The organism is Mycolicibacterium flavescens, assembly GCF_001722335.1.
In the GTDB taxonomy this organism is placed as follows: Bacteria; Actinomycetota; Actinomycetes; order Mycobacteriales; family Mycobacteriaceae; genus Mycobacterium; species Mycobacterium flavescens.
On the sequence record NZ_MIHA01000002.1, the window covers coordinates 153,056 to 171,657 of the forward strand.

Genomic DNA, 18,602 nt, shown 5'->3' on the forward strand with positions numbered 1-18,602 from the left:
TCACGGCCCCCCGAACGCCAGCGCCGGATCGACCTTGACCGCGCGCCGCAATCCGGCGGCGCTGGCCAGCAACCCGATCACCACCGCGATCACCGGCAGCGCCACGAACGCCTGCACCGGCACGATCACCTGCATCGGGAACAGCGGACCGAGCAGCAGCGACAGGCCCGCACCGAGCAGCGCGGCCAGCAGAGCCACGATCACCGCCTGCAGCGCCAGACCGGCCATCACCGAGCGGGTGGGCACGCCGATCGCCTTGAACACGGCGAAGTCGCGCAGCCTCTCCAGCGCCGACAGGTACACCACGGACCCGACGATCAGCGCCGCCACGATCCACAGCAGGACCGCGACGATGGTGATCGAGTTCACCGCGACGCGCAGCGGGCGCAGCAGATCCTCGATCGCACCCGCGCGGTCGAGGACCCGGTAACCGTCGGGCACCTGCTCGAGCGCACCCCGCACACCGATCGAGGCGACCAGCGGCTCACCGCCGTACACCAGTTGTTGGGCGCCCGGTATGGTGAGAAACACGTTGGGCAGGTTGGCCAGCGCGGTCGAGTTGTCGACGAGACCGGTGACCGTCAGCCTGCGCGAAGCGATTTCGACCTCGTCGCCGACGCCGCGGCCCAGCGTCGTCGACACCGCCACCTCGTCGGGACTGCGCGGGACGCGGCCGTCGATCACCGCCGGCATGCCGGGGCCGTCCTCGGGCGCGCCGAAGATGTCGATGTTGCGGGTGTCGCCGTCCAGGGTCGCCGTACCGCCCGCGTAGGCCAGCGGTGCGGCCGCCTCGACGCCGGGCGCCGCCGCGATGCGCCGCAACTCCACCGGCGCGAACGGGGTGGCCCCGACGAACGGACCGGATGCGCCCGCCTTGATCACGAACTCGTCGACCCCGAGGGAATCGACCGTGCGTTCGGCCTCGGTCTGAAATCCGTTGGCCAGACCGGTCAGCACCAGCGTCATCCCGAAGATGATCGCCGTGCTCACCACCGCGATGGCGAAACGCCGCTTTCTCCACTGCATGTCGCGCAGCGCGGCGATGAGCATGCTCGCGACGTTACCGACGTGGCCGCACCCGTGGGCGGGCTTTCACCTACTTGGCGAACGCGTCCACCAGCGCGTTGCAGAACGCGGGCAGATCGTCGGGCTTGCGGCTGGACACCAAAGTGTTTGCCCCGCGCGAGCATTCGACGACCTCGTCGTCGACCCAGTTCGCGCCGGCGTTGACCAGGTCGGTCTTGACGCTCGGCCACGAGGTCAGCGTGCGACCGCGCACCACGTCGGCCTCGATCAGCGTCCACGGGCCGTGGCAGATCACCGCGACCGGTTTACCGGCCTCGAAGAAACTCTTGGCGAACGCCACGGCGGCGGCGTCGGTACGCAGGTTGTCCGGGTTGGCCACCCCGCCGGGCAGCACCAGCCCCGCGTAGTCGGCCGCCGACACCGAATCCGCGGCTTTGTCGGCCTCGAATGTGTCGGCTGGGGTGAGGTGGTTGAACGCCTGGACCTTGCCCACCTCGGTGGACACCAGTTCGGGTGTGCCCCCGGCCTGTTCGACGGCCTTCCAGGGTTCGGTGAGTTCGACCTGCTCGACACCCTCGAGCGCGACCAGAAACGCAATCTTCTTGCCAGTCAATGAATCAGCCATGACCAACGCATACCCACCAGACGAGCGGTCAACCTGACCGGTTTTTCCTCGGTACACTCGATGCGGACGGGGGCCGACACGGCCCCCGATCGCGCTTTCACCGACGATGTGCGCGCTGGTGAGCACGAACAAAGGAACGACCCATGACTGCACTGCAGGACTGGCTCAGTGACCCCCCGATGGTTCCCCGCAGCGTCAAGGCGCTGATCTGCGACGTCTTGCGCCGCCAACCGCCCGAGCCCGTTCGCGAGGCCGAACCGCAACTGCTGGCCCGCGGACTCGAGCGCTGCTGACCGCGACTAGCTGCGGTGGCGGCCCGCGGGTTGCTCAAGTGCGGTCTGCTGGGCGTCGGTTTCGTCGGCGTGTTCGTTCTTCCCGCTGATCAGCAGGCCCAGCAGCGCGCCGACGACGCAGATCACAACGGTGACCAGGAAGATGTCGCCGTACTGCAGGACGTAGGCCTCGCGGTAGCGTTCGGCCTCGGCGGCCAGACGCTCGGCCAGCGTGTCCGCACCGGGCGGGAACGGCAGCGTCTGCAGGTGCTGGTTGAGCCGGTACAGCCCCCACGCGGTCAACCCCGCCAGCCCGATCAGCATGCCGATCATCCGGGCGACCACCACGGCCGCCGACGCGATGCCGTGCTGGGCGGCCGGCACCACCCGCAGCGTCGCCGAGGTCAGCGGGCCGATCACCAGGCCGAGTCCGAGTCCGGCGATGGCCAGATCCGTGTCGAGCACCGGCAGCGAGATGAACCCGAGATCGTGGTGTGACGACAGCACGTCGACGCGCCAGTTCGACACCAGCCAGTAGCCGCCGGCGGCGATCATCAGCCCGACGAACGTCACGATCCGGTCGCCGATGCGGCTGGCCAGCCAACCGCCGATGAGGGCGCCGATCGGCAGCGCGATCAGGAACCGCAGCAGCAGCAGGACGGCCTCGGTCTGGCCCTTGCCCAGCACGCCCTGGCCGAACAGTTCGACGTTGACCAACGTCACCATCAGCGCGGCGCCGGCGCACAGGGAGGCGCCGAGCGCGGCCAGGAACGGCCGGAAATGCACGCCGGCGGGTTCGATCAACCGGGTGCGGGCGAACCGCTCCCAGACGAAGAACGCGATCAGGGCGACCGCGGCGCCGATCAACACCGGCGGGCCGTATTCGGGCAGGATCTGGCGGCCGTCCGGAGCGGGGTTGTAGAGGCCGATCACGGTCAAGCCCAGCGCCACGGCGAGCAGCACACCGCCGACGACGTCGACGCGCTCGGGTTCCTCGGGTTTGAGCCGCCCCGGCAGGCTGTAGTGGATCAGCACCATCGCGACCGCGGCCAGCGGCACGTTGATCCAGAACACGTCGCGCCAGGTGTTGAGCACGGCCACCACCGCGATGCCGTACAGCGGGCCCAGGACGCTGCCGAGTTCCTGCGCGGCGCCGATCCCGCCGAGCACCGAGGCGCGGTTGCGGCTGGCCCACAGGTCGGCGGCCAGCGCCAGGGTCACCGGCAGCAGGGCGCCGCTGGCGACGCCCTGGATGGTGCGCCCGATCACCATCGGGACCAGGTCGTTGGACAGCGCGGTGACCACCGAACCGACCGCGAACCCGGCCAGGCTCAGCTGCAGGATGAACTTGCGCCCGAACCGGTCCGAGGCGCGGCCCAGCAGCGGCATCGCCGCGATGTAGCCGAGCAGGTAGCACGTGATGATCGGCGTGACCCGCTGCAGCTGGTTGATCGGAATCTGCAGGTCGACGATGATGTCGCGGATGATCGCGACGACCACGTAGGTGTCGAGAGCGCCCAGCAGCACCGCCAGGCTGCCGGCGCTGATCGCGATGCGCCGGTTGGTGGTGGCCGAACCGCTACCGGTGAGGACCGACTCCGACGGCGGCATCAGGCGGCGGGCTTGGTGACCGTCACCGGCTTACCCCAGTCCGTCATCGTCATCGTCACGCTGTTGCCCGACGACGGCTCGAGCTTGGCCTGCATCAGCTCGTGGTCGCCGTCCTCGGCGATCCAGGCGGTGCCGGGCACCGGGCCGGTGGCACCGATCTGCGGGGCGATCGCGTTGACCGCGTCGGCGGTGACGGTCCCGGTGACGCGGACGGTCTCGACGCCGTTGAGCGTCTCGCGGCCGTCGGACTTGGCGTCGGAGAAGTTGGCCAGGATGTTGGCCAGACCCTTTTCGGGGCTCAGGATCGCCGACGCGTCGTACACCTCGGCCGCCGGACCGAAGTCCTGCAGCTGGCCGCCGGCGCTGATCGCGCCGTAGAGGATCCCGTCGAACACCACGAACTCGATGCCCTCGAGGCGCTGGCCGAGGAAGTTGATGTTGGCCTTGCCCTGCGCGGCGACCTCGGGCACGTTGGTCAGATCGCCTTCGAGCGACTCGATCGGCAGCTGCTCGATCGTGCCCTCCACGGTCAGCCGCAGATGCACGCTCGTCTGGTTCTTGGTGGTCTCGCTGGACTGCTGCAGCAGCGTCGCCGCATCGGGCAGATCCTTGGCCGACTCATCCGATGACGAGCAGCCGGCGAGGAAAGCGACAGCAAAGACTAGGGCGGCGAAGATCGCCGTGAGGCGGGAGCGCATGAGTGCATCGTAGAGGGTCCGGCGCACCGGACACGGTGCACGGGTGCGACGACAACCCGCCGGACTCCCCGTTGAGCTGCGCATTCGCGGTAATGGTCGGCTGCGGCACACTCGCCCGCGGGTGCGCACGCCGAGCACTGGATAGTCTGGCGGCGTGTTCACCGGAATCGTCGAAGAAGTGGGCGAGGTCGTCGAGAAACAGGATCTCGGCGACGCTGCCCGGCTCGCCATCCGTGGGCCCGTGGTGACCTCCGACGCCGGGCACGGTGACTCGATCGCGGTCAACGGCGTCTGCCTCACCGTCGTGGAGGTGCGCGCCGACGGCGCCTTCACCACCGACGTCATGGGGGAGACCCTGAACCGGTCCAGCCTGGGCGCGGCGGGGGTGGGCAGCCGGGTCAACCTGGAGCGCGCGGCCGCGGTCAACAGCCGCCTCGGCGGGCACATCGTGCAGGGCCACGTCGACGGCACCGGACACGTGATCGCCCGCACCCCGTCGGAGCACTGGGAGGTGGTGCGGATCGCACTGCCCACCGCGTTGTCGCGGTATGTGGTCGAGAAGGGTTCGATCACCGTCGACGGGGTCTCGCTGACGGTTTCGGCGATCGGGCACGACTGGTTCGAGGTCTCGCTGATCCCCACCACGCTGGACCTGACGACGCTGGGCCGCGCCGAGGTCGGCACCCGGGTCAACCTGGAGGTCGACGTCATCGCCAAGTACGTCGAGAGGCTGCTCGGCAGCCGCGACGACGACAGCCGATAACTGGCGTCGGCGCAGGTCAAGCACGCGGCAATAAGTTTACGACAGTGGTGGTTCATACTGATGTGGTGACGAGGCTGGACTCCATAGAGCGCGCGGTCGCTGATATCGCGGCGGGGAAAGCCGTCGTCGTCGTCGACGATGAGGATCGCGAGAACGAGGGCGATCTGATCTTCGCCGCCGAGAAGGCGACACCCGAACTGGTCGCGTTCATGGTCCGCTACACCTCCGGTTACCTGTGTGTTCCGCTGGACGGCGCGATCTGCGACCGGCTGGGTCTGCTCCCGATGTACGCGGTGAACCAGGACAAGCACGGCACCGCCTACACCGTCACCGTCGACGCGAAAATGGGTGTGGGAACCGGGATTTCGGCATCCGATCGGGCGACGACGATGCGGCTGCTCGCTGACCCGACCGCGGTCTCGGACGACTTCACCAAGCCCGGGCACGTGGTGCCGCTGCGGGCCAAGGACGGCGGCGTGCTGCGTCGTCCCGGCCACACCGAGGCCGCAGTCGACCTGGCCCGGCTGGCCGGACTGCAGCCCGCGGGCGCGATCTGCGAGATCGTCAGCCAGAAGGACGAAGGGGCGATGGCGCAGACCGACGAACTGCGCATCTTCGCCGACGAGCACGATCTGGCGTTGATCTCGATCGCCGATCTGATCGAGTGGCGCCGCAAGCACGAGAAGCACATCGAACGCATCGCGGAAGCGCGGATCCCCACGCGGCACGGCGAATTCCGCGCGGTCGGCTACACCAGCATCTACGACGACGTCGAGCACGTCGCGCTGGTCAAGGGCGACATCGTCAACCCGGGCGCAGGGCCCGGCGCCGACGGCCACGACGTGCTGGTGCGGGTGCACTCTGAATGCCTGACCGGCGACGTGTTCGGCTCCCAGCGCTGCGACTGCGGACCCCAACTCGACGCCGCGATGGCGATGGTGGCCCGCGAAGGCCGCGGAGTCGTCCTGTACATGCGCGGGCACGAGGGCCGCGGCATCGGGCTGATGCACAAGCTGCAGGCCTACCAGTTGCAAGACGCCGGCGACGACACCGTCGACGCCAACCTCAAACTCGGGTTGCCCGCCGACGCCCGCGATTACGGCATCGGGGCGCAGATCCTGGTCGATCTGGGTGTGCGGTCGATGCGGCTGCTGACCAACAACCCCGCCAAGCGGGTCGGCCTGGACGGCTACGGGCTGCACATCATCGAGCGGGTCCCGCTCCCGGTGCGGGCCAACAAGGAGAACATCCGCTACCTGATGACCAAACGCGACCGCATGGGCCACGACCTGGTGGGGCTCGAGGACTACCACGAGGCCACCACGATGGCCGACTACGACGAAGGTGTGTACCTGCTGGGCGACCGCCGGCCCACCGATCTCGGTGGAGCGCTGTGAGCGGTGGCGGCGTCCCCGATCTTCCGCAGCTGGACGCATCGGGTCTGAAACTGGGGATCGTCGCCAGCACCTGGCACGAAACCATCTGTGACGCACTGCTCGACGGTGCCCGCCGGGTCGCCGTGGATGCCGGTGTCGTCGATCCCACGGTGGTGCGCGTGCTCGGCGCCATCGAGATTCCGGTGGTGGCACAGGCTTTGACGGCCGACCACGATGCGGTGGTTGCATTGGGTGTGGTGATCCGCGGTGAGACACCGCATTTCGACTACGTCTGCGATGCGGTCACCCAGGGGCTGACCCGGGTGTCGCTGGACTCGTCGACCCCGGTCGCCAACGGTGTGCTGACCACGAACACCGAGGAGCAGGCGCTCGACCGGGCCGGTCTGGCCACCTCGTCGGAGGACAAGGGCGCGCAGGCGGCCGCCGCCGCGCTGTCCACGGCGCTGACGCTGCGACAGATCCGGTCGGGCCGATGAGCACGTGGGACGTCGAGATCCGGCCGCGGCTGGCGCCGCGCTTCGCCTACGGCGCCGCGGCGATCATCCTGGCCGCGCACGTGACCGTCGGCGCGCTGCTCAAGATCGCCTCGACCGGGGTGATCTTTCAGACCGCCGACCAGGTCGCCATCGGGTTGCTCGGTGTCGTGATCGCCGCGATCGTGCTGTTGTTCGCACGGCCCCGCCTGCGGGTCGGGCCGTCGGGGCTGGCGGTGCGAAACCTGGTCAACGACAAGCTCATTCCGTGGTCCGACGTGGTCGACGTGTCGTTCCCGCGCGGTGCGCGGTGGGCGCGGGTCGACTTGCCCGACGACGAGTACGTGCCGATCCTGGCGATTCAGGCCGTCGACAAGGGCCGGGCGGTCGACGCGATGAACAGCGTCCGCGAACTGCTGGAACGCTACAAGAATGTCACCTCACGCTGAGCGACATCATGAGTTCGCCGTCGCGCCGGTGGTCTTCGTCGTGCGAGATGGTGAACCCGAGATCCTCGTAGACGCCCCGAGCCGCCATGTTGTCGGCGGCGACCCGCAGTTTCACTGTCCGGACCCGGCACTCGCCTGCCCAGTCGACCGCGGCGGTGACCAGGCTGTGGGCCAGCCCCCGGCCGCGAACCGCGGGATCCAGCCACAGCGAATACAGGTAGACGGCCTCGGCGTTCTCGTACTGGGCGCCGATCAGGCCGACCGGACGCTCCTCGAGCAGTGCCGCGAACTGCGCGTGATCGCGTAACCGGCGCCGCCACTGCGCGGCGGTGAAGCTCACCTCCTCGCGGAAGCTCGGATCATCCTCGCCGACGGCGTCGGCCAGCGCACGTAACCGCACCGCGGCGAACATCCGCCAGTCGGACTCGTCGAGCCGGGTGACGTGCGCGCTCACCGCGAGTCGCCCATCACCAGACCTTCCCGGCGAGGGTCCGCACCGCCGACCAACTCCCGTCCGTCGCGGACGATCGCCGACAGGCCGCTGGACTGATCGGCCAGGTCCACGTCGTGACCGAGCGCGCGCAGCCCCTGTACCAGTGGGTCATGGTCGCCGTCGTCGGTGGTGTCGATGACCGGGTGCTCGCCGCCGACGTTGGTCTTCGGGGTGTTGGCGGCGCCGAAGTCCACCATGGACACCGCCCGTTGGGGATCCATCCCCCAATCCAGAATGCCGACAGTCGTTTTCACGACGAACTGGATGATCACCGAACCGCCCGGCGAACCCAGCACCGCAGACAGCGGTCCGCGTCGACCCGGCGGACCCGGCGCCGGGCCGAAGATCAACGTCGGCGCCATCGAACTGCGGGGCCGCTTGCCGGGCTGAATGCGGTTGGCCACCGGGACGCCGTCGGGTTTGGTGGGCTCGGCGGAGAAGTCGGTCAACTGGTTGTTGAGGATGAAGCCGTCGACCATGTGGTACGAGCCGAACGAGGACTCCACGGTGGTGGTCAGCGAGGCGGCGTTGCCCTGCGCGTCGACGATGCTGAGCTGACTGGTGCCGTGCTCGGGGGTCGGCGGCCCAAGGCTGCCCGGCGGTCCGAACGGGCCCGGTTCGGCCTTGCCCATGGTGCGCTGTTCGGAGATCAGCGCGGCGCGCCCGGCGAGATAGTCGCTGCCGAGCAGGGTGTCGGGCGAACCGCCGGGCAGCGGGACGAAATCGGTGTCGGCGACGTACTCGTCGCGGTCGGCGTACGCCAGGCGCTCGGCCTCGGAGATCAGGTGCACACCCATCACCGTGGGCCGTCCGCCGTTGAGGTCCATGTCGGTGGGCCGGTGCTCGGCCATCGGGAACCGTTCGAGGATGCCCAGCGCCGAGGCGACCGCGATGCCGCCCGACGACGGTGGCGGCATCCCGCAGATCTCGTGGCCGCGGTAGGGCCTGCAGAGCGGCTCACGCTTCTTGACGGCGTAGCCGGCCAGGTCCTGCGCGGTCATCAGGCTCGGCGTGCGGCCGCCGGACGTGTCGGCCGCCGCGGCGACGATGGCCCCGGCGAGGTCGCCGGTGTAGAACGACTCGGGGTCAGAAGCGATGACGTTCAAGGTCTTCGAGTACGCGGGGTTGGTCAGCCGGGTGCCGGCCTGCTTCGGGCTGCCGTCGGGGTTGAGGAAGTACTCGGCGGCCTGAGGATCGGCCTTCAGGTCCGGTGCGGCGTCCTCGATGGCGGCCGCCAGTCGGTCGCTGATGTCGAAACCGTCGTCAGACAGGGCGACGGCCGGCGCGAACAGGTCGCGCCACGGGGTCTTGCCGTGTTCGGCGTGGGCTTCCTGCAACATCCGGACGATGCCGGGCACGCCGATGGAACGGCCCGAGCCGCGGGTATCGGGTCTGGGTTCGGTCCGGTCGGTGTCGGAGATCCAGCGCAGGTAGTTCTCGGTGGCCGCCGCGGGCGCCGTCTCGCGTCCGTCGTAGGCCTGCACCTGACCGGACGCGGCGTCGAAGTACATCAGGAAGCCGCCGCCGCCGACACCGGAGGACTGCGGCTCCACCAACCCGAGCACCGCCTGGGCGGTGACGAGCGCGTCGGCCGCGGTGCCCCCGTCGCGGAGCACCTCGCAGGCGGCCTGCGTGGCCAGCGGGTTGGCCGTGACGACCGAGTAGGTGGCGGTGCGCACGGGCGTCATGTCCGCGCGGTAGCCGGTGGCGACCCCGGGGTTGGTCGCGATGTTGCGCGGTGTGCTGGACTCGCCCGCGGGGGTCTTCGGCGTCGGGGTGCCGTTCTCGACGATCGCGCACGGCCCTGAGGCTTGCGGATTTTCGGTGCTCTGCTCACCGTCTCGTCCGGCGCATCCGCCGAGCACCATCACGATCGTGGCCAGCGAGGCCAACAGCGTGGTGGGCGTACAGGGCCGCATCACCCGACGGTAGTGGATCGGGCGCGTCGGGACGCGGCAGTAACCTGGATTGCGTGCCCGACCCATCGACGTACCGACCCGCCCCCGGGTCCATCCCCGTCGAACCGGGCGTCTACCGATTCCGCGACCCGCACGGCCGGGTGATCTACGTCGGCAAGGCCAAGAGCCTGCGCAGCCGACTGAACTCCTACTTTGCCGACGTCGCGGGGTTGGCGCCGCGCACCCGGCAGATGGTGACGGCCGCGGGCAGCGTCGAGTGGACGGTGGTCAGCACCGAGGTCGAGGCGCTGCAGCTCGAGTACAACTGGATCAAGGAGTTCGATCCGCGGTTCAACATCCGCTACCGCGACGACAAGTCGTATCCGGTGCTCGCGGTCACCCTGAACGAGGAGTATCCGCGCCTCATGGTGTACCGCGGCGCCCGCCGCAAGGGAGTCCGATACTTCGGGCCGTACTCGCACGCGTGGGCCATCCGCGAGACCCTCGACCTGCTGACCCGGGTGTTCCCCGCCCGCACCTGCTCGGCGGGAGTCTTCAAGCGGCACAGGCAGATCGAACGCCCATGCCTGCTCGGCTACATCGACAAGTGCTCGGCGCCGTGCGTCGGGCGGGTCAGCGCCGAGGAGCACCGGCGCATCGTGCTCGACTTCTGCGACTTCCTGGCCGGCAAGACCGACCGGCTGATCCGCGACCTGGAACGCCAGATGAACGCGGCCGCCGAACAACTCGACTTCGAGCGTGCCGCCCGGCTGCGCGACGACGTCGGGGCGCTCAAACGCGCGCTGGAGAAGCAGACCGTGGTGTTCGGCGACGGCACCGACGCCGACGTGGTGGCGTTCGCCGACGACGAACTCGAGGCCGCGGTCCAGGTGTTTCACGTGCGCGGCGGGCGGGTGCGCGGCCAGCGCGGGTGGATCGTCGAAAAGTCCAGCGAGCCGGGCGATGACAGCCAGGAACAGCTCGTCGAGCAGTTCCTCACCCAGTTCTACGGCGACCAGGCCGCCCTCGGTGGGGCCGCCGACGAGTCGACGAACCCGGTGCCGCGCCAGGTGCTGGTGCCGTGTCTACCGGGCAATTCCGACGAGTTGGCGACGTGGCTGTCCGGGTTGCGCGGGTCGCGGGTCAGCCTGCGGGTGCCGCAGCGGGGCGACAAGCGGGCGCTGGCCGAGACGGTGCGCCGCAACGCCCAGGACGCGTTGGCGCAGCACAAACTCAAGCGCGCCGGTGATTTCACCGCGAGAACTGCTGCGCTGCAGAATATTCAGGATTCGCTCGGGTTGGCCGAGGCGCCGCTGCGCATCGAGTGCGTCGACATCAGCCATGTGCAGGGCACCGATGTGGTGGCCTCGCTGGTGGTGTTCGAGGACGGGCTGCCGCGGAAATCCGACTACCGCCACTACGCGATCCGCGAAGCGGCGGGTGACGGCCGCTCCGATGACGTGGCGTCGATCGCCGAGGTGACCAGGCGCCGCTTCTACCGTCATCTGCACGACACTGCGCACCCGACCGAGGTTGCACCGGAAGGAAAGTCGCGTAAGTTCGCCTATCCGCCCAACCTGTACGTCGTCGACGGCGGGGCTCCTCAGGTCAACGCCGCGCAGGCGGTGCTCGACGACCTCGGCATCACCGACGTCGCGGTGATCGGGCTGGCCAAACGCCTCGAGGAGGTGTGGGTGCCTGCCGAGCCCGATCCGCTGATCATGCCGCGCAACAGCGAGGGGCTGTATCTGCTGCAGCGGATCCGTGACGAGGCGCACCGGTTCGCGATCGCCTACCACCGCAGCAAACGGTCCAAGCGGATGACCGCCTCGGCGCTGGACTCCGTGCGCGGGCTGGGCGAGCACCGGCGCAAGGCGCTGGTCACCCACTTCGGTTCGGTGGCCAGGCTCAAGCAGGCCTCGGTGGAGGAGATCACCGCCGTGCCCGGAATCGGGGTCGCGACCGCACGCGCGGTGCTCGAAGCGCTTGGCGTACCGTCGCAAAGCGACGCGCCCGAAGCCGTAATCGGCAATGATCAGGACAAGGTATCGGGATGACGGACCAGGGTATGCACGAGCATCTGCGCGACGCGGCGGCCGCCGACTCCGGGATCGACGTGGTGCTGGTGACCGGCCTGTCCGGGGCTGGCCGCGGCACCGCGGCCAAGGTGCTCGAGGACCTGGGCTGGTACGTCGCCGACAACCTGCCGCCGGAACTGATCGCGCGGATGGTGGAGTTGGGTCTGGCCGCCGGTTCTCGGATCACCCAACTGGCGGTGGTGATGGATGTGCGCTCGCGCGGGTTCACCGGCGACCTGGACTGGGTGCGCAACGATCTGGCCACCCGCAACATCTCCCCGCGGGTGCTGTTCCTCGAGGCGTCCGACGACATCCTGGTGCGTCGCTACGAGCAGAACCGGCGCAGCCATCCGCTGCAGGGCAACCAGACCCTCGCCGAAGGCATCGCGGCCGAACGCGCGTTGCTGGCGCCGGTGCGGGCCTCGGCGGACCTGGTGATCGACACGTCGACGCTGTCGGTGCCCGCGCTGCGGGAGAGCATCGAACGGGCCTTCGGCAACGAAACCGTCGCGCACACCAACGTCACCGTGGAGTCGTTCGGGTACAAGTACGGGTTGCCGATGGACGCCGACACGGTGATGGACGTGCGGTTCCTGCCGAACCCGCACTGGGTGGACGACCTGCGGCCGTACACCGGGCAGCATGCCGCGGTCCGCGACTACGTTCTCGGACAACCGGGCGCCGCTGACTTCCTCGACACCTATCATCGGCTGCTCGACGTGGTCATCGACGGATACCGCCGCGAGGGGAAGCGATACATGACCGTCGCCATCGGATGCACCGGCGGCAAGCACCGCAGCGTGGCGATCGCCGAGGCGTTGGCGGCGCGACTCGGAGAGGGTGAGGACTTGACGGTGCGGGTGTTGCACCGGGATCTGGGGCGCGAATGACGCCCGGACTCGACGAGGACCGGATGCCGCCGCGGATCGTCGCGCTCGGCGGCGGGCACGGCCTATACGCGACGCTGTCGGCTGCGCGGCGGCTGACACCGCACGTGACCGCGGTCGTCACCGTCGCCGACGACGGCGGGTCATCGGGACGGCTGCGCAACGAGCTCGATGTGGTCCCGCCCGGGGATCTGCGAATGGCATTGGCGGCCTTGGCTTCCGACAGCCCGCACGGGCGGTTGTGGGCGACGATCATCCAGCACCGGTTCGGTGGCAGCGGCGCACTGGCCGGCCATCCGATCGGCAACCTGATGCTGGCCGGGCTCAGCGAGGTGCTGGCCGACCCGGTCGCCGCGCTCGACGAGCTGGGCCGCATCCTCGGTGTCAAGGGCCGGGTGCTGCCGATGTCCCCGGTCGGGCTCGGAATCGAGGCCGACGTCGCCGGGTTGGAGTCCGATCCGCGGATGAGCCGGGTGATCCGCGGCCAGGTGGCGATCGCCACCACCGTCGGCAAGGTGCGCCGGGTCCGGCTGCTGCCGGGCGACCCGCCGGCCACCAGGCAGGCCGTCGACGCGATCCTGGCCGCCGACCTGGTGGTGCTGGGCCCGGGTTCGTGGTTCACCAGCGTCATCCCGCACGTGCTGGTGCCGGAACTGGCCGCCGCGCTGCAGGCGACGACCGCGCGCCGGGCGCTGGTGCTCAATCTGGTCGCCGAACCGGGGGAGACGGCGGGCTTTTCGGTGGAGCGGCACATCCACGTGTTGGCCCAGCACGCACCGGACTTCACGGTGCATGAGATCATCGTCGACGCAAGCCGAGTACCGAGCGACCGCGAGCGTGAGCAACTGCGTCGCACCGCGAACATTCTGCAAGCTCATGTGGAGTTTGCTGACGTTTCCAGACCTGGTACACCTTTACATGACCCGGCGCGGTTGGCCGCGGCGCTGGAAGGTGTGCGGCTGCGCGGCCCGGCGCCGACCGTGCCCACGTCGACAGTGAATGGACCGAGAGGTGACGATCCGTGGCGATGACAGCCGAGGTCAAGGATGAGTTGAGCCGGCTGGTCGTCAATTCGGTCAGCGCTCGACGCGCCGAGGTGGCCTCGCTGCTGCGGTTCGCGGGCGGCCTGCACATCGTCTCGGGCCGGGTGGTGGTCGAGGCCGAGGTCGATCTGGGCATCATCGCGCGGCGGCTGCGCAAGGACATCTACGACCTCTACGGCTACAGCGCGACGGTTCATGTGCTCTCGGCCAGCGGTATCCGCAAGAGCACCCGCTACGTGGTACGGGTGGCCAAGGACGGCGAGGCGCTGGCCCGGCAGACCGGCCTGCTGGACCTGCGCGGCCGACCGGTGCGGGGACTGCCGGCGCAGGTGGTCGGGGGCAGCGTCGCGGACGCCGAAGCTGCTTGGCGCGGAGCGTTTTTGGCGCACGGTTCGCTGACCGAACCGGGGCGCTCGTCGGCGCTGGAGGTCAGCTGTCCCGGCCCGGAAGCGGCGCTGGCGCTGGTCGGCGCGGCGCGTCGGCTGGGGGTCAGCGCCAAGGCGCGCGAGGTGCGCGGCACCGACCGTGTGGTGGTGCGCGACGGCGAGGCGATCGGCGCGCTGCTGACCCGGATGGGCGCGCAGGACACCAGGCTGACATGGGAAGAGCGCCGGATGCGCCGCGAGGTGCGCGCGACCGCCAACCGGTTGGCGAACTTCGACGACGCGAACCTGCGGCGGTCCGCGCGGGCCGCGGTCGCCGCGGCGGCCCGGGTGGAACGGGCGCTGGAGATCCTGGGCGACACGGTGCCCGACCATCTGGCTGCGGCCGGCAAGCTGCGCGTCGAGCACCGGCAGGCGTCGTTGGAGGAACTCGGCCGGCTGGCCGATCCGCCGATGACCAAAGACGCTGTGGCAGGCCGGATCCGGCGGTTGCTGTCGATGGCCGACCGCAAGGCCAAACAGGACGGCATCGCCGACACCGAGTCGGCCGTGACGCCGGATCTGCTCGAGGACGCCTGACTTTTTTGTGGCGAGTGGCCACTTAGCGCGCACGTGTGGGCGAAAAGCGCGTGATAACTGGCCACTCGGCCGGACGACTACGGTGAAGACATGGAGACACTGAGAGTCGGCGTGGCAGCACCCGATCCGCCGTTCAACTCCATGCCCGACGGTGACGGCCTCGACCTCGACCTGATGCGCGCCATCGGCGACAAGATCGGCGCCACCGTCGAATTCGTCGACTACGAGGGTGCCGACTTCACCGGCATCTTCGACGCCCTGGGCGACGGGGCATACGACTGTGTGGCCGCAGGCACCACCGTGACACCCGAACGCGAGCGCAACGCGACGTTCGTCGCGCCGTACCTGATCTCCGGCCAGGCGCTGGCCGTCGACAGCCGTCGTCTGCCCGAGGTCACCTCCGTCGACGACCTCGACGGCCTCATCATCGGCGTGCAACGCGGGAGCACCAGCCAGGCGATCGCCGAACGCCTGGTCGACGACGGCAGAGCCGGCGCCGTGCGCGTCTACGACTACAACGCCGTGCGCACCGCGCTGACCGACCTGAGCAGCGGCGGCTGCGATGCGTTCCTCAAGCTCGCCCCGGTGCTCACCGAACTGGTCAAACCGCTGCCCGGGGTCGAGGTGGTCCAGCGCGGCATCACGGTCGAAGACATCGCGATCGCCGTCGCGCCCGGAAACCAGGCGCTGCTGGGCCGGCTGACCGTCGCGCAGGCCGAACTGGAAGCCGAGGGCGCCCTACAGCGGATCCGCCGCAAATGGCTCGGCAACCCCTTCACCGACCAGAGCCTGGCCGTGCACTGACCAGGTCGCGCGTGGCAGGTATCACACCACTAGGCTGGCTGCCAGTACACCAGGAGCGACTAAGGAGACAGCGTGACCATCCGGGTAGGCGTGAACGGCTTCGGCCGCATCGGTCGGAACTTCTTCAGGGCGCTCGACGCCCAGAAGGCCGAGGGTAAAGCCACCGACATCGAGATCGTCGCGGTCAACGACCTCACCGACAACGCCACGCTGGCGCACCTGCTCAAGTTCGACTCGATCCTGGGCCGGCTGCCCTACGACGTGAGCCTCGAGGGTGAGGACACGATCGTGGTCGGCGACACCAAGATCAAGGCGCTCGAGGTCAAAGAAGGCCCGTCCGCGCTGCCGTGGGGTGACCTGGGCGTCGACGTGGTCGTCGAGTCGACCGGCATCTTCACCAAGCGTGACAAGGCGCAGGGCCACCTGGACGCCGGCGCCAAGAAGGTGATCATCTCGGCCCCGGCCAGCGATGAGGACATCACGATCGTGCTGGGCGTCAACGACGACAAGTACGACGGCAGCCAGAACATCATCTCGAACGCCTCGTGCACGACGAACTGCCTCGGCCCGCTGGCCAAGGTCCTCAACGACGAGTTCGGCATCGTCAAGGGCCTGATGACGACGATCCACGCCTACACCCAGGATCAGAACCTGCAGGACGGCCCGCACAAGGACCTGCGTCGCGCCCGCGCCGCGGCCATCAACATCGTGCCCACCTCCACCGGCGCGGCCAAGGCCATCGGCCTGGTGCTGCCCGAACTGAAGGGCAAGCTCGACGGCTACGCGCTGCGGGTGCCGATCCCCACGGGTTCGGTCACCGACCTGACCGCCGAGCTGCGCAAGTCGGCCACCGTCGACGAGATCAACGCCGCGATGAAGGCCGCCGCCGAGGGTCCGCTCAAGGGCATCATGAAGTACTACGATGCCCCGATCGTGTCCAGCGACATCGTGACCGACCCGCACAGCTCGCTCTATGACGCCGGCCTGACCAAGGTCATCGACAACCAGGCCAAGGTCGTGTCGTGGTACGACAACGAGTGGGGCTACTCGAACCGGCTCGTCGACCTCGTCGCGCTGGTCGGCAAGTCGCTCTAAGACCCGTGGCCATCAAGACACTCGAAGACCTTCTGCAGGAGGGTGTTTCGGGGCGTGGAGTGCTGGTCCGGTCGGACCTCAACGTCCCGCTCGACGAGCAAGGCGCCATCACCGACCCGGGTCGGATCATCGCGTCGGTGCCGACGCTCAAGGCGCTGTCGGATGCCGGCGCCAAGGTCGTCGTCACCGCGCACCTCGGCCGCCCCAAAGGCGGTCCGGACCCGAAGTTCTCGCTGGCCCCGGTCGCCGCGGCGCTGGGGGAGCAGCTGGGCAGGCACGTGCAGCTGGCCGGCGACGTCGTCGGCACCGATGCGCTGGCCCGGGCCGAGGGGCTGACCGACGGTGACGTGCTGCTGCTGGAGAACATCCGCTTCGACACCCGCGAGACCAGCAAGGACGACGCCGAACGGGGCAAGCTGGCCAAAGCGCTGGTCGAACTCGTCGGGGACGACGGCGCGTTCGTCTCGGACGGCTTCGGGGTGGTGCACCGCAAGCAGGCCTCGGTGTACGACGTCGCCACGCTGCTGCCGCACTACGCGGGCACGCTGGTGGCCGCCGAGGTCAAGGTGCTCGAACAGCTGACCAGCTCCACCGACCGGCCGTACGCGGTGGTGCTCGGCGGGTCCAAGGTGTCCGACAAGCTCGCGGTCATCGAGTCGCTGGCCCAGCGCGCCGACAGCCTGCTCATCGGCGGCGGGATGTGCTTCACCTTCCTTGCCGCACAAGGGTTCTCGGTCGGCAGCTCGCTCCTGGAGGAGAGCATGGTCGACACCTGCCGCACGCTGCTGGACACCTACGCCGACGTGCTGCACCTGCCGGTCGACGTGGTGGTGGCCGACAAGTTCGCCGCCGACGCGACCGCCGAGGTGGTCGCTGCCGACCGGATCCCCGACGACCGGATGGGCCTGGACATCGGCCCCGGCACGGTGCAGCGGTTCACCACGCTGCTGTCCAACGCCCGGACCGTGTTCTGGAACGGCCCGATGGGCGTGTTCGAGTTCGCGTCGTTCGCCGCGGGCACCAAGGGGGTGGCCGAGGCCATCATCGCCGCGACCGGCAAGGGCGGTTTCAGCGTCGTCGGCGGTGGCGACTCCGCGGCCGCCGTGCGCCAACTCGGCCTGCCCGACGACGGTTTCTCGCACATCTCCACCGGCGGTGGGGCGTCCCTGGAATACCTTGAGGGCAAGAAATTGCCAGGTCTGGAGGTTCTGGAATCGTGAGCCGCAAGCCGCTGATCGCCGGCAACTGGAAGATGAACCTCAACCACTTCGAGGCCATCGCGCTGGTGCAGAAGATCGCTTTCGCGTTGCCCGCGAAGTACTTCGACAAGGTCGACGTGACGGTCATCCCGCCGTTCACCGACCTGCGCAGCGTGCAGACCCTGGTCGACGGCGACAAGCTGCTGCTGACCTACGGCGCGCAGGATCTCTCCGAGCACGACTCCGGTGCCTACACCGGCGACATCAGCGGGGCGTTCCTGGCCAAGCTGGGCTGCACGTATGTCGTCGTCGGGCACTCCGAACGCCGGACCTACCACCACGAGGACGACGCGCAGGTCGCCGCCAAGGCCGCCGCGGCGTTCCGGCACGGCCTGGTGCCGATCATCTGCATCGGTGAACAACTCGAGGTCCGCGAGGCCGGTAACCACGTCGAGCACAACGTCGAATCGCTGCGCGGTTCGCTGGCCGGGTTGTCCGCCGAGCAGATCGCGCAGGTGGTCATCGCCTACGAACCGGTGTGGGCGATCGGCACGGGCCGGGTGGCCAGCGCCGCGGACGCGCAGGAGGTCTGCAAGGCGATCCGCGAGGAACTGGGCAAGCTCGCGACGCCCGAACAAGCGGCCGGAATCCGCGTCCTCTACGGCGGCTCGGTGAACGCCAAGAACGTCGGCGAGATCGTCGCGCAGGCCGACGTGGACGGCGCGTTGGTCGGTGGCGCGTCGCTCGACGGTGAGCAGTTCGCCACGCTGTCGGCGATCGCCGCCGGCGGCCCCCTGCCCTGAGCACGGTCGCGAGTTAGGTAGTCTGG

19 protein-coding genes are annotated in these 18,602 nt (G+C 69.2%); 13 read left to right on the forward strand and 6 right to left on the reverse strand.

Annotation, left to right across the window (positions count from 1 at the left end; genetic code table 11):
• Both BHQ18_RS03210 and BHQ18_RS03215 read right to left on the reverse strand, forming a co-directional pair.
• Window positions 1-1,050 (reverse strand): ABC transporter permease, encoded by a 1,050-nt coding sequence (locus tag BHQ18_RS03210; protein ID WP_069412134.1) that lies wholly within the window; start codon window positions 1,048-1,050, stop codon window positions 1-3.
• A 46-nt stretch (window positions 1,051-1,096) separates the two neighbouring features.
• Window positions 1,097-1,651, reverse strand: coding sequence for a type 1 glutamine amidotransferase domain-containing protein (locus BHQ18_RS03215; protein WP_205866032.1), 555 nt, complete (start codon window positions 1,649-1,651; stop codon window positions 1,097-1,099).
• A gap of 143 nt (window positions 1,652-1,794) precedes the next feature.
• On the opposite strand from BHQ18_RS03215, the gene BHQ18_RS30005 reads away from it, so the two are divergent.
• Entirely contained in the window at window positions 1,795-1,944 is a 150-nt protein-coding gene (locus BHQ18_RS30005) for a hypothetical protein (RefSeq protein ID WP_165614527.1), read from the forward strand.
• Window positions 1,945-1,950: 6 nt separating this feature from the next.
• Here the strand turns inward: BHQ18_RS30005 and BHQ18_RS03220 are convergent, their stop codons facing one another.
• Together BHQ18_RS03220 and BHQ18_RS03225 are read right to left on the reverse strand one after the other, a co-directional pair.
• Window positions 1,951-3,534: an MFS transporter gene (locus BHQ18_RS03220; RefSeq protein WP_069412135.1), complete on the reverse strand. Its 1,584-nt coding sequence runs from the start codon at window positions 3,532-3,534 to the stop codon at window positions 1,951-1,953.
• Entirely contained in the window at window positions 3,534-4,232 is a 699-nt protein-coding gene (locus tag BHQ18_RS03225; protein WP_069412350.1) for an LppX_LprAFG lipoprotein, read from the reverse strand. Before BHQ18_RS03225 ends, BHQ18_RS03220 begins: the two co-directional genes overlap by 1 nt.
• 154 nt (window positions 4,233-4,386) lie before the next feature.
• On the opposite strand from BHQ18_RS03225, the gene BHQ18_RS03230 reads away from it, so the two are divergent.
• From BHQ18_RS03230 to BHQ18_RS03245, 4 genes are all read left to right on the forward strand, one after another.
• On the forward strand, window positions 4,387-4,995 hold the full coding sequence (locus tag BHQ18_RS03230; protein WP_069412136.1) for a riboflavin synthase: 609 nt from the start codon (window positions 4,387-4,389) through the stop codon (window positions 4,993-4,995).
• Window positions 4,996-5,060: 65 nt separating this feature from the next.
• The gene (locus tag BHQ18_RS03235; RefSeq protein ID WP_069412351.1) at window positions 5,061-6,392 is read left to right on the forward strand and encodes a bifunctional 3,4-dihydroxy-2-butanone-4-phosphate synthase/GTP cyclohydrolase II; all 1,332 of its coding nucleotides are present in this window, start codon (window positions 5,061-5,063) and stop codon (window positions 6,390-6,392) included.
• Complete coding sequence (ribH, locus tag BHQ18_RS03240) at window positions 6,389-6,868, forward strand: 6,7-dimethyl-8-ribityllumazine synthase (RefSeq protein WP_069412137.1); 480 nt, start codon at window positions 6,389-6,391, stop codon at window positions 6,866-6,868. The genes BHQ18_RS03235 and ribH overlap by 4 nt, the downstream gene beginning before the upstream one ends.
• Complete coding sequence (locus BHQ18_RS03245; RefSeq protein WP_069412138.1) at window positions 6,865-7,314, forward strand: PH domain-containing protein; 450 nt, start codon at window positions 6,865-6,867, stop codon at window positions 7,312-7,314. Before ribH ends, BHQ18_RS03245 begins: the two co-directional genes overlap by 4 nt.
• Here the strand turns inward: BHQ18_RS03245 and BHQ18_RS03250 are convergent.
• Both BHQ18_RS03250 and BHQ18_RS03255 read right to left on the reverse strand, forming a co-directional pair.
• Window positions 7,301-7,726, reverse strand: a complete 426-nt coding sequence (locus tag BHQ18_RS03250; protein WP_069412353.1) for a GNAT family N-acetyltransferase — start codon at window positions 7,724-7,726, stop codon at window positions 7,301-7,303. The genes BHQ18_RS03245 and BHQ18_RS03250 overlap by 14 nt on opposite strands.
• A gap of 38 nt (window positions 7,727-7,764) precedes the next feature.
• Window positions 7,765-9,726: a gamma-glutamyltransferase family protein gene (locus tag BHQ18_RS03255; RefSeq protein ID WP_084293872.1), complete on the reverse strand. Its 1,962-nt coding sequence runs from the start codon at window positions 9,724-9,726 to the stop codon at window positions 7,765-7,767.
• 53 nt (window positions 9,727-9,779) lie between these two features.
• Between BHQ18_RS03255 and uvrC the strand changes: the two genes are divergently transcribed.
• The 8 genes from uvrC to tpiA all read left to right on the forward strand — a co-directional run bounded on the left by uvrC (window position 9,780) and on the right by tpiA (window position 18,576).
• Window positions 9,780-11,762: an excinuclease ABC subunit UvrC gene (uvrC, locus tag BHQ18_RS03260; RefSeq protein ID WP_069412139.1), complete on the forward strand. Its 1,983-nt coding sequence runs from the start codon at window positions 9,780-9,782 to the stop codon at window positions 11,760-11,762.
• On the forward strand, window positions 11,759-12,673 hold the full coding sequence (rapZ, locus tag BHQ18_RS03265) for an RNase adapter RapZ (protein ID WP_069412140.1): 915 nt from the start codon (window positions 11,759-11,761) through the stop codon (window positions 12,671-12,673). The genes uvrC and rapZ overlap by 4 nt, the downstream gene beginning before the upstream one ends.
• Before the next feature lie 23 nt (window positions 12,674-12,696).
• Window positions 12,697-13,701, forward strand: coding sequence for a uridine diphosphate-N-acetylglucosamine-binding protein YvcK (gene yvcK / locus BHQ18_RS03270; protein ID WP_069412354.1), 1,005 nt, complete (start codon window positions 12,697-12,699; stop codon window positions 13,699-13,701).
• Window positions 13,698-14,675: a DNA-binding protein WhiA gene (gene whiA, locus BHQ18_RS03275; protein ID WP_109789188.1), complete on the forward strand. Its 978-nt coding sequence runs from the start codon at window positions 13,698-13,700 to the stop codon at window positions 14,673-14,675. Before yvcK ends, whiA begins: the two co-directional genes overlap by 4 nt.
• A 90-nt stretch (window positions 14,676-14,765) precedes the next feature.
• The gene (locus BHQ18_RS03280; protein WP_069412142.1) at window positions 14,766-15,479 is read left to right on the forward strand and encodes an ABC transporter substrate-binding protein; all 714 of its coding nucleotides are present in this window, start codon (window positions 14,766-14,768) and stop codon (window positions 15,477-15,479) included.
• 72 nt (window positions 15,480-15,551) lie between these two features.
• Window positions 15,552-16,574: a type I glyceraldehyde-3-phosphate dehydrogenase gene (gene gap / locus BHQ18_RS03285; RefSeq protein WP_069412143.1), complete on the forward strand. Its 1,023-nt coding sequence runs from the start codon at window positions 15,552-15,554 to the stop codon at window positions 16,572-16,574.
• 5 nt (window positions 16,575-16,579) lie between these two features.
• On the forward strand, window positions 16,580-17,794 hold the full coding sequence (locus BHQ18_RS03290; protein WP_069412144.1) for a phosphoglycerate kinase: 1,215 nt from the start codon (window positions 16,580-16,582) through the stop codon (window positions 17,792-17,794).
• Window positions 17,791-18,576, forward strand: coding sequence for a triose-phosphate isomerase (gene tpiA / locus BHQ18_RS03295; protein WP_069412145.1), 786 nt, complete (start codon window positions 17,791-17,793; stop codon window positions 18,574-18,576). The genes BHQ18_RS03290 and tpiA overlap by 4 nt, the downstream gene beginning before the upstream one ends.
• Window positions 18,577-18,602 lie beyond the last annotated feature (26 nt).